This is a genomic window from Variovorax sp. P1_H12_2 (assembly GCF_056405335.1).
This window is the reverse complement of the sequence record NZ_JBFUCI010000245.1, coordinates 1-9,625: the sequence shown is the minus strand read 5'-3', so window position 1 is coordinate 9,625 and position 9,625 is coordinate 1. Positions and strand designations below refer to the sequence as shown.

The following is a 9,625-nucleotide window of genomic DNA, read 5'->3' as shown; positions in this document are numbered from 1 at the left end:
ACCGGGTACTCGCCGGAAAAGTCCAGGGGCGCACCATCGTCGATGTGAACGGGTAACCATCAGTTCGGCGGCCATGCGCTCCTCATGATTTTTCGCTCCGCATAAGACACATGGAATAGACAATGACCAACGCCGACAAACAACGGGGGGCGGGCAGCTTTTACGCCAACGCCCCCACCCGATCGATCAACGTCGAGGGGACGGTGTTCGCATACCGTGACCTGGGGCCGCGCGATGGCGTGCCACTGATCCTGCTCAACCACTGGGGCGCGGTACTGGACAACTTCGACCCGCGGATCGTTGATGGCCTTGCCCGCAGGCATCGCGTCATCGCCACCGACTACCGGGGCATCGGCGCATCAGGCGGAACCGCGCCCGTGACCATCGATGCCATGGCGCGTGATGCCATCGCGCTGGTCCACGCGCTCGGCTTCAAGAAAATTGATCTGCTCGGCTTCTCCCTCGGAGGCTTCGTGGCGCAGGACATCACGTTGAAAGCCCCTGACCTGGTGCGCCGACTCATCCTGACCGGCACGGGGCCCGCAGGCGGCAAGGGCATTGACGAGGTCGGGGCGATCTCCTGGCCGCTGATGATCAAGGGCTTGCTGACGCTGCGGGATCCGAAGACTTACCTGTTCTTCACGTCCTCACCCAATGGTCGCCAAGCCGCGAAGGCCTTCCTGGAGCGACTGAAAGAGCGCAAGGCGGATCGGGACAAGGGGCCGACGCCCAGCGCCTTCTTGCGACAGTTGAAAGCAATCAAGGCCTGGGGCCGGCAGGCACCCCAGGATCTGGGCAGCATCCGCATTCCGGTGCTGATCGCCAATGGCGACAACGACATCATGGTGCCCACCGTGAACAGCAACGACATGGCGCGCCGCATTGCGGGATCGAAACTGATCATCTACGAAGACGCCGGGCATRGCGGGATCTTCCAGTACCACAGCGCGTTCGTTCCAGAGGCGCTGTCCCTTCTCAATGCTGAAACGATCCAATACAAYGCATCAGTTCAAGGCACGCTTGTGCGATGACGCAAGCACGGCCACTTTCATCAACAGAATGGAGACGAAGAAATGAATCAGCCAACTGCAGTCGTGTTCGGCGTGGGATCGGTGCGCGGCGTCGGCGGTGCCGTCTGCAAGCGCTTCGCGCGCGAGGGGTACCACGTCATCGTGGCAGGGCGTACCTCGGCCAAGATCGAGGCGGTGGTTGCCGAGATCACCGCGTCGGGCGTTGGCAGTGCCGAAGCGCTTCGGACGGACGTGACCGACGAAGCACAGGTGATCGCCGCGTTCGACCGCGCGATGAACCCGGGGCCGGGTCGCGCGCCAGCGGATGTCGTCGTCTCCAACGCGGGCAACAACGCCGTCATCGATTTCACGCAGTTGACCGCTGCGCAGTTCGAGGATTTCTGGCGCGTCGGCTGCTACTCCGGCTTCCTGGTCGGTCGCGAGGCCGCACGCCGGCTCGTTCCATTGGGGCGCGGCACGGTGATCTTTACGGGCGCCTCCGGCAGCCTGCGCGGCAAGCCCGGCTACGCCCACTTCGCAGCCGCCAAGGCGGGGCTGCGCATGATCGCGCAAAGCATGGCTCGCGAGTACGGTCCGAAGGGGATCCACGTCGCGCATGTCGTCATCGACGGTGGCATCCTCGGCGACCGGCTTCAGAGCGCCTTTCCAGCAAGGGTGGAGCGTGCCGGTGCGGAAGGACTCCTCGGCTATGACGCCATCGCCGAGAACTACTGGATGCTGCACCGGCAGCCGACATCGGCGTGGACGCAGGAGCTTGACCTGCGGCCGTTCAAGGAGAACTGGTAACACTGTCGACTCGAGCGCCAAGGCTCAAGAGTTCACCCTGCGGGCAGCCCCCGAAACCCATCATTCAACAACTCTGGAGAACAGCGCTCTCATGAAAACATTCATCATCGACCGCTATGGAAAGAAAGAAGCTGGCCGCATCGGCGAAATGCCCGAACCGGAGGTGCGGGACGATGACGTTCTGATCCAGATCCACGCGGCGAGCGTCAATGCTCTGGACACGAAGATCAAGAGCGGCGAATTCAAACTGATTCTTCCCTACCKCCTCCCCCTTATTCTGGGCAACGACGTAGCCGGTACAGTCGTGCGGGTCGGCGCTCGCGTTCGCAGCTTCAAGCCCGGCGACGAGGTCTATGCGCGCCCCGACGATGATCGCATCGGCACCTTCGCCGAGTTCATTGCCGTCAAGGAATCGTCGCTGGCGCTGAAACCCAGGAATCTCAGCATGCTTGAGGCCGCCTCCCTTCCCCTGGTGGCGCTGACCGCCTGGCAGACGCTGGTGGAAACCGCCAAGCTGAAAAAGGGGCAGAAGGTGCTGATCCCTGCCGGCTCCGGCGGCGTCGGCACCATCGCCATCCAGCTGGCCAAGCATCTCGGGGCGTTCGTGGCCACGACCACCAGTACGGCCAACATCGACTGGGTGAAGGCATTGGGCGCGGACGTCGTCATCGACTACAAGCAGCAGGACTTCGCCACCGTGCTTCGTGACTACGACGTGGTGCTGAACAGCCTCGGCAATGACGAGCTGAAGAAGTCCCTGCAGATTCTCAAGCCGGGCGGGCATCTCCGCAGCTGCGCGAGGACTGGCTTGGCCGCTCCAACAGGTGCTGCGCCTGCTGAGTTTCGGCATCAGGAACAAAGCGAAGAAGAAAGGGGGCCAATACACCTTCGTCTTCATGCGGGCCGATGGGGCGCAGCTGCGCGAGATCACGTCCCTCGTCGAATCAGGCGCCATCCGCCCGGTCGTCGATAAAGTGTTCCCGTTTCAGGACACCCACCAAGCATTGGCCTACGTCGACAGCGGACGCGCCAAGGGCAAGGTCGTGGTGCAAGTGATCTAGCTGCCTCGCATGCCTCCGCCAGCGTCTTCGATCAAGCCCTTTTTCAGGCTGGTCACGCCATCGTATGGCCGACGCGCGCACCTCGCAGGTTTTGGAGTTCCTTGGCCGATCTACACGACAAGGAGAACGATTTGAGTACACAAACAACCGGCAGCATTGGCAAGCGCGCGCTGGTGACCGGCGCATCCAGCGGCATTGGCGCGGCCATCGCGCGTGAGCTCGCGGCGCTCGGCGTTGATCTCGTGCTGACGGCTCGGCGCCGCGACGCACTCGATGCGGTCGCCGCAAGCTGCAAAGGCGTGAAGGTCGAGATCGTCATCGCAGATTTGGGTAAGCCCGATGCCGCGCGCACGCTGTGGGATGCCGCAACCGCCGGCGGCCCGATCGACATCCTGATCAACAACGCCGGGTTCGGCTACTTCCGCCGGTTCGACGAGGTCGACTGGACGCGCGACGCAGAGCTGGTCCAACTCAACATGACCTCGCTCGTCGCGCTCGCGCGGTGCTTCGTCGACGCGCGCAAGGCAGGCACCAGACCCGCGCACATGGTGAACATCGCGTCTACCGGCGCGTACCAGTCTGTACCGAACATGGCGCTGTACGCCGCGTCGAAGGCTTTCGTCCGCAACTTCAGCGAGGGCCTGCACGACGAGCACCGCGGCACGCCGCTGTCGGTGACCTGCATCTGCCCTGGCGGCACTGAAACCGCGTTCCACGCCGCGTCCGGAGGTGGCGACTACTCGTGGATCGCGAACGCGTCGACGAAAAGCGCGGAGTTCGTGGCGCACGCCGCGATCCGCGCGATGCTGCGCGGCAAGCGCACGGTGGTGCCCGGCCTGTTCAACAAGCTGTCGTGCTTCGGCGTGCGTTTCTTGACGCGGCGGTTCGCGTCGCGGGTTGCGTCTCAAGTGCTCGGCAAGCCGCGGTTGGCGCTGCCGGCGCGAAGAGTGACTTGAGAGAAGCAGGCAACTAACAAAGTGAGCGGATCGCCTGAGGCAAGGCAGCCACGGCGTTCGTCGGGCCCATCAGAAGAAGCCAGAAATGCGACATTTCAACTTCGCTGGCGCTGCGACATTTGAAAGCAGCGTTGACAACGCATCGCCTTCGGATCGCATTGGCGAACGGACTGCGCCACTTCATTCGAATTTCACCGGATTGATGTTGAATTCGGCAGCCATGGAGATGCCCGGCGAGAAGGCTGCCTCGGTCGCGTTTTGCGGGCGATGTGCCCGAGCACCATCCGCTTTCGATCAACCGCTTCGCCGCGCTCCATGCGCGGGTCAACCGGCGCCTCCTCAGGAGCAATCGGCCGCTTCGCAACGAACAGGTCGTGCGCATCGCCCGCGAGGGCTGGCCCGATGCTTCCCCACTTTCTTCGATGGGCGCAGACCTGGATTCTGCTTTCGGCCGGAGATTGATCTTTCGGTAGTCACAACCCGCGCAGGTATTCGGTGGCCACCGTCACGCAGTGCTCGAAGCTCGGGGTGTATTCCAGCGTGGCGATGGCATCGAATCCGGCGCGCAGGCTGGGATGTGGATCCTGAATCTGCGCCAGGAAGGCTTGCCGGTGGCGCAGCAGGAACGATCTGGCATGCGCCAGTTCCTGCGGCTCGCGTTCGGCCACTAAGGCCAGGTCGAACAGGTCCCGCGCCGTAGCGCGGTCGCCACGGTGGTACATCTTCTTCGCAATGATCTCGGCAGCCGTCTCCACCTTGACGAGGCGGCCACCAATGTCCCATTCCTCCCAAGCATCGTCCAACAGATTGGGGGCGGCCACGAAATCGATCTCACCTTCCTCGAATTGGAGCTTGACGAAAGAGCCCGCCATTTCAACGTAATCGGCCGTCAAGTCCGCCGCCGCGTCGCTCAGCCTAGGCGTGACAAAGCCGAGGTACTGGGGATCCGGGACGAAGATGTCGATGTCCTTGCTCAGACGGTGTCGGTAGCGAAACATCAGCACGGTGCCGCCACCGAACGTCCAGAACGGGTCGCTGAGCCCGCCGTGCCTGCTGATCTCGTCGATCAGCACCAGCGCCCGGGGAAACAGTGCCTCCCAGGCCCCACCGGGCAACTGCACCTTCATGCCCACAGTCCCTGGCGGTGCACGGACAGCGCCTTGGCGAGCTTCGCCACGTTGCGCCATACCTGCCGTGGCGACACATGCGCCCTTGAAGCCGCTTCCTCCACCGCCATCACGACGATCGGCACCGGGGCCTCGTCGAGCAGATGGGTCAAGTGCGCGGCGAATGGCGTGGGAACGGCACCGCTGGCCAAGGCCTGGCCCAGGGTTTCAGGAGCCAGCTCGCGCGCGTAGCTGACGCTCGCTGTCTTGGCCGCCATCCACAGACCGCGCTTCTTGTCGCGGGCCTGCGTGGATGGCTCAGGCGTGTCCAGGCCCAGGACCGCCAACACCTGCGCGACCCGGTTGACGCCGAGATCGTTCAAGGTTCCGTTCTCCAGTCCCACCAGCGTCTGGCGCGACAGGCCGCTCAGGTGCGCGAGCTGCACCTGCGACAAGCCCAGATCCATGCGCCGGATCCGGACTGCATGGCCGATATCCATCAGGTTCATGGTAGGTCAACAGTTCAAAATATGTCTGATATTTTGGACATTCTAGATGTTTCACACGTCAGCGCCAAGCCGCTCGCCGACTGCGCAACTGCCACTGCAAACCGACGGGGCGCGCCGGCGCTGCCGGAGGCAAGTGCGGCCCGGTCGCTCCGACGGACCTCTTCCTGTCCATGCTGAAACCGCCCTGGCTCTGCCAACGCACGCCTGTCCAGGTGTTCCCAAGCAACCTCGGGCGTCGCAGTCGGAGACCCGCCTCCCCGTCTTCGCAGCCGCCGGCTGCTCTTTCGACTCGCGCATGCAGCTGGGCCCAGACTTCCTGGCTGGACCACACGAAACGCCGGAACCGGCAATAGCGCAAACGTGGCCACGAACAGGCGCGGCTTGCGGAAGCGCTCGGTGCCCTTCACGCGCGTGGGCGCGCCCTCGCCGTAGTCGACCTGCATCGCCTCGCCGGGTTGGGACGACATCGGGGCTGAACACAGAGGGCGTCTCCCGTTCCGGGACCAGGCCGAGCAGCGCTTGCGCGAATTCGTCGACGGCAAAGCCAAGAAACTGCAGGACAACCAGGCTGGACACCATGAGTACCACCGATCTGTTCACCGTCAGCGATGCCGAGCGCGAACGCGCGGCCGCCCACGCCAAGTCCGCCGCCGCCGAAGCGGCAAGAATCCCCGACATTCCTTCGGACACGCCGCTGCGCCCGATCCGCAAGGTGGCCGTGATCGGCGCTGGCACCATGGGCGGCGGCATCGCAATGTCGCTTGCCAACATCGGCATTCCCGTCACGCTGATCGACGCCACCCCCCAGGGGTTGGAGCGCGGCCTCCAGCGCGTGAAGGACAACTACGACGGCAGCGTCTCGCGCGGCAAGCTCGGCCCGACCGAAAGGGAACAGCGCCTGGCGCTGATCACGGGCTCGCTTCAGATCGCCGACGTGCGGGAGGCCGACATGGTGATCGAGGCCGTGTTCGAAGACATGGGCCTCAAGCAGGGCATCTTCCGTGAACTCGACGCCCTGGCCAAGCCAGGCGCCATCCTCGCCACCAACACATCGGGCCCCGATGTGGACGAGATCGCGGCCGCGACCACACGTCCCCAGGATGTTGTGGGCGCCCATTTCTTCAGCCCCGCGCATGTAATGAAACTGCTGGAGGTGGTGCGCGCAGCGAAAACCGAACCCGATGTGGTCGCCACGTTGATGGACCTCGGCCGGCGCATGGGCAAGGTCGCAGTGCTGGCACGCATCTACCCGGGCTTCATCGGCAATGCGCTGTTTCGCAACTACACGCGCGAGGCGCACTTCCTGGTGGAAGACGGCGCACTGCCGCACGAGGTGGACGCCGCGCTGAAGAAATTCGGCTACGCCATGGGCATCTTCGCCGTGCATGACATGGCCGGCAACGATGTCGGCTACCAGACGCGCAAGGCCCAGATCGCCACCCGCGCGGGCGATCGGCGCTGGAACGACCTGATCCTCAAACTGTGCGACCTGGGCCGCTTCGGCCAGAAGAGCGGCAAGGGCTGGTACCGGTACGCGTCGGGCGACCGCAGCCCGCAGCGCGATCCCGAGGTGGAACAGTTCATCGTCGAGGAATCCGCACGCATGGGCATCGAGCGCCGGCCAATGACCGAAGACGAGATCATCAAGCGCTGCCTCTACGGCATGATCAACGAAGGTGCGAAGCTGCTCGAACAGGGCATCGCGCTGCGTCCGGGCGACATCGACATCACCTACCTCACGGGCTACGGCTTTCTGGGCCACCATGGCGGCCCGATGTACCTGGCCGACCGCATCGGGCTGGACCACGTGCTGGCCGACATCCGGCGCTTCCATGCGCAGGACGGGTTCTGGTGGACGCCCGCGCCGTTGCTGGAGAAGCTGRCGCGCGAAGGCAGATCCTTTGCCGACCTGCAGGTGGCTGGCTGAATAGACCGGGAACCTCAACCATGGATCTCGGAATTCAGGGAAGACGAGCGATCGTCTGCGCGTCCTCGCAGGGACTCGGCCATGCCTGCGCCCTGGCGCTCGCGCAGGAAGGCTGCGAAATCTTCATCAACGGGCGCGACGCCGACAAGCTCGAGCGCGCGGCCGAAGCATTGCGGCACGCCACGGGAGCCTCAGTCACGCCCGTGCGGGCGGACCTCGACACCGAGGCCGGCCGTGCGGCCCTGCTCGCCGCCTGCCCTGCACCGGACATCCTGGTCAACAACAACGCAGGGCCATCGCCCGGGCAGTTGGCCGATTGGGACCATCCCGCCTGGATCGGTGCGCTGGAAAGCAACCTGCTCGCCGCCGCACTGCTCATGCGCGACACGATCCCCGGCATGCGCGCGCGCAAGTTCGGGCGCATCGTCAACATCACCTCGGCCATGGTGAAGTCACCGCATCCGGCCATGGGGCTGTCCACGGCCGCGCGCGCCGGCCTGACGGCGCTGTCCAAGGCGCTGTCGCGGGAGGCCATCATCGACAACGTCACCATCAACAACCTGCTGCCCGAGCGCTTCGACACACCGCGCCAGGAATTCATGGCGCATCGGCTGATGCATGAACAAGGCATCACCCGCGACGAGGCACGGCGGCTCATCGCCGACACCTTGCCGGCCAAGCGTCTTGGCGATCCCGCCGAATTCGGAGCCGCCTGTGCCTTCCTCTGCGGTCGTCTGGCTGGCCTCATGACCGGACAGAACCTGCAACTGGACGGCGGGGCCTACGGCGGACTGGTCTAGCGACGGAATCCGTGACTCCGTCACTTTTGACGGCAGCGACCCTATCAGGACCTGTTCACGCTCTTTCCGGGCTCGCGAAGCCGGTATCGAAGGTCGGCCGCACCTCCAGCGGCCGCGGGATCAGCCCCACCTGGTGGTAGAAGTCCGCGGTGCGCTGCTGGTCGGCGATCACCTTGGCGTCGATCGGCACCCACTGCTGCTGGCGCCGCTCGAACTGCAGCTTCGCGGCCTCGGGCGGAATGCCGATGATCTTCGCCAGCGTGGCCGAGAACGCGTCGACATTGCGGTACGACCAGTCCTGGGCCTTGACCACGCGCCGCAGGAAGTCCTGCAGCACCGGTCGCTTGGCCGCGATCGCGGCATCGGTCGCGGCCAGGTAGCTCAGGCCGGGCAACAGCCCGCGCCCGCTCACCAGCACCCGCGCATGCCCGCTCGTTTCCGCCAGGGCGGTGTAGGGCTCCCAGGTGGCCCAGGCGTCGACGGCGCCCTGGGTCAGGGCCAGCTTGGCATCGGCCGGGGCGAGGAAGCGCAGGGTCACGTCCTGCGGCTTCAATCCGGCGGCGGTGATGGCCTTCAGCGTGACGTAGTGGCCGATCGAGCCGCGGTTGGTCGCCACGCTCTTGCCCTTGAGATCGGCGGCGGACTTCAGCGGCGAATCGGGGCGCACGAGCACGGCGGTGCCGTAGGCGTCGGACCGGTTCGCACCGATCGCCTTGATGCGCGTGCCGGCTGCCAGCGCGAAGACCAGCGGCGCGTCACCGATCGGGCCCGAGTCCACGGCCCCCGCATGGAGCGCCTCGGCCAGCGGCGCGGCGGCCGGGAACTCCGACCACTGGATGTCATAGCCCAGGCTCTCCAGTCCGCCCGCGGCCTCGAGCAGCGCGCGCAGCCCGCCTTTCTGGTCGCCGGCCTTGAGCACGGGGCGCGACTGGGCGCGCAGCACGGCGGCCGGCAAGGCCAGCGCCGCAGCGGCCGCCAGCGAATGGGTGATGAACTGACGGCGCGGTGCGCAACTCATGAAGAACTCCTCGAGGTTGAAAGCGAATGAAGGAACTCAATGGACGAAGCCGCCCTTGAGGAAGCGCACCGGCTCGGCGTCCATGCGCGCGATGAGCGCGCCGAGGCTGTCGTCCGGCGGCACGGCCGGCACGCCGCCGTCGCCGGCATCGGTGCGGCACAGCAGATCGTCTTGCGACCAGGCCGCCTGACCCGGTGAACCGAGCGCGCGCAGCCAGCCGTCGCGATCGACCAGCCACTGCGTGCCGGCCAGCCGGTCGGTGCCGGCGATCAACGAGAACGCGTTCCAGGCGGCCGTGGACTCGGCGATGCATTCGGCGCCGGCGCCCGACGCCGTCTCGTCCTCGCGGCGCAGCAGCACCGTGACCACACGCGGGTCCTCGCGCAGCGCGGCCTGAGGCGTGCCGGCCGCCACGATGCGCAAGCGCTGGC

General features: G+C 65.6%; 9 protein-coding genes and 3 pseudogenes. 6 read left to right on the top strand and 6 right to left on the bottom strand.

What is annotated here, in order from left to right:
- The first annotated feature begins 122 nt into the window (after positions 1-122).
- The 4 genes and pseudogenes from AC1D2K_RS22015 (at position 123) to AC1D2K_RS22000 (ending at position 3,834) form a co-directional block, all read left to right on the top strand.
- A complete protein-coding gene (locus tag AC1D2K_RS22015) occupies positions 123-1,031 on the top strand; it encodes an alpha/beta fold hydrolase (protein ID WP_478090967.1) in 909 nt (302 codons plus the stop codon).
- Positions 1,032-1,094: 63 nt separating this feature from the next.
- Positions 1,095-1,817, top strand: a complete 723-nt coding sequence (locus AC1D2K_RS22010; protein ID WP_478090965.1) for an SDR family NAD(P)-dependent oxidoreductase — start codon at positions 1,095-1,097, stop codon at positions 1,815-1,817.
- A 91-nt stretch (positions 1,818-1,908) separates the two neighbouring features.
- Positions 1,909-2,878 (top strand): annotated as a pseudogene (locus tag AC1D2K_RS22005) (NADP-dependent oxidoreductase).
- Positions 2,879-2,979: 101 nt separating this feature from the next.
- Positions 2,980-3,834 carry an SDR family NAD(P)-dependent oxidoreductase gene (locus AC1D2K_RS22000; protein ID WP_478090963.1) on the top strand — a complete coding sequence of 285 codons (855 nt, stop codon included), beginning with the start codon at positions 2,980-2,982 and terminating at the stop codon, positions 3,832-3,834.
- 13 nt (positions 3,835-3,847) lie between these two features.
- Here AC1D2K_RS22000 and AC1D2K_RS21995 read toward each other — a convergent pair whose 3' ends face one another.
- From AC1D2K_RS21995 to AC1D2K_RS21980, 4 genes and pseudogenes are all read right to left on the bottom strand, one after another.
- Complete coding sequence (locus tag AC1D2K_RS21995; protein WP_478090961.1) at positions 3,848-4,162, bottom strand: hypothetical protein; 315 nt, start codon at positions 4,160-4,162, stop codon at positions 3,848-3,850.
- Positions 4,163-4,307: 145 nt separating this feature from the next.
- Positions 4,308-4,961 carry a nucleotidyl transferase AbiEii/AbiGii toxin family protein gene (locus tag AC1D2K_RS21990; protein ID WP_478090959.1) on the bottom strand — a complete coding sequence of 218 codons (654 nt, stop codon included), beginning with the start codon at positions 4,959-4,961 and terminating at the stop codon, positions 4,308-4,310.
- Positions 4,958-5,449, bottom strand: a complete 492-nt coding sequence (locus tag AC1D2K_RS21985) for a helix-turn-helix domain-containing protein (protein ID WP_478090957.1) — start codon at positions 5,447-5,449, stop codon at positions 4,958-4,960. The genes AC1D2K_RS21990 and AC1D2K_RS21985 overlap by 4 nt, the downstream gene beginning before the upstream one ends.
- Positions 5,450-5,717: 268 nt before the next feature.
- Positions 5,718-5,904, bottom strand: a pseudogene (locus AC1D2K_RS21980) (IS21 family transposase); the annotation flags it as partial.
- Between the two features lie 122 nt (positions 5,905-6,026).
- Between AC1D2K_RS21980 and AC1D2K_RS21975 the strand changes: the two are divergent.
- Positions 6,027-7,376 carry a 3-hydroxyacyl-CoA dehydrogenase gene (locus tag AC1D2K_RS21975; RefSeq protein ID WP_478090955.1) on the top strand — a complete coding sequence of 450 codons (1,350 nt, stop codon included), beginning with the start codon at positions 6,027-6,029 and terminating at the stop codon, positions 7,374-7,376.
- Positions 7,301-8,176, top strand: a complete 876-nt coding sequence (locus AC1D2K_RS21970) for an SDR family oxidoreductase (protein WP_478090953.1) — start codon at positions 7,301-7,303, stop codon at positions 8,174-8,176. The genes AC1D2K_RS21975 and AC1D2K_RS21970 overlap by 76 nt, the downstream gene beginning before the upstream one ends.
- Before the next feature lie 55 nt (positions 8,177-8,231).
- Here the strand turns inward: AC1D2K_RS21970 and AC1D2K_RS21965 are convergent, their stop codons facing one another.
- On the bottom strand, positions 8,232-9,194 hold the full coding sequence (locus tag AC1D2K_RS21965) for an ABC transporter substrate-binding protein (protein ID WP_478090951.1): 963 nt from the start codon (positions 9,192-9,194) through the stop codon (positions 8,232-8,234).
- Positions 9,195-9,230: 36 nt separating this feature from the next.
- A pseudogene (locus tag AC1D2K_RS21960) lies at positions 9,231-9,625 on the bottom strand (cytochrome c); the annotation flags it as partial.

What these genes read in the sequence shown, in the direction of transcription:
- AC1D2K_RS21965 (WP_478090951.1), bottom strand. Translation starts at nt 9,194, where the DNA reads ATGAGTTGCGCACCGCGCCGTCAGTTCATCACCCATTCGCTGGCGGCC.
- AC1D2K_RS21990 (WP_478090959.1), bottom strand. Translation starts at nt 4,961, where the DNA reads ATGAAGGTGCAGTTGCCCGGTGGGGCCTGGGAGGCACTGTTTCCCCGG.
- AC1D2K_RS21985 (WP_478090957.1), bottom strand. Translation starts at nt 5,449, where the DNA reads ATGAACCTGATGGATATCGGCCATGCAGTCCGGATCCGGCGCATGGAT.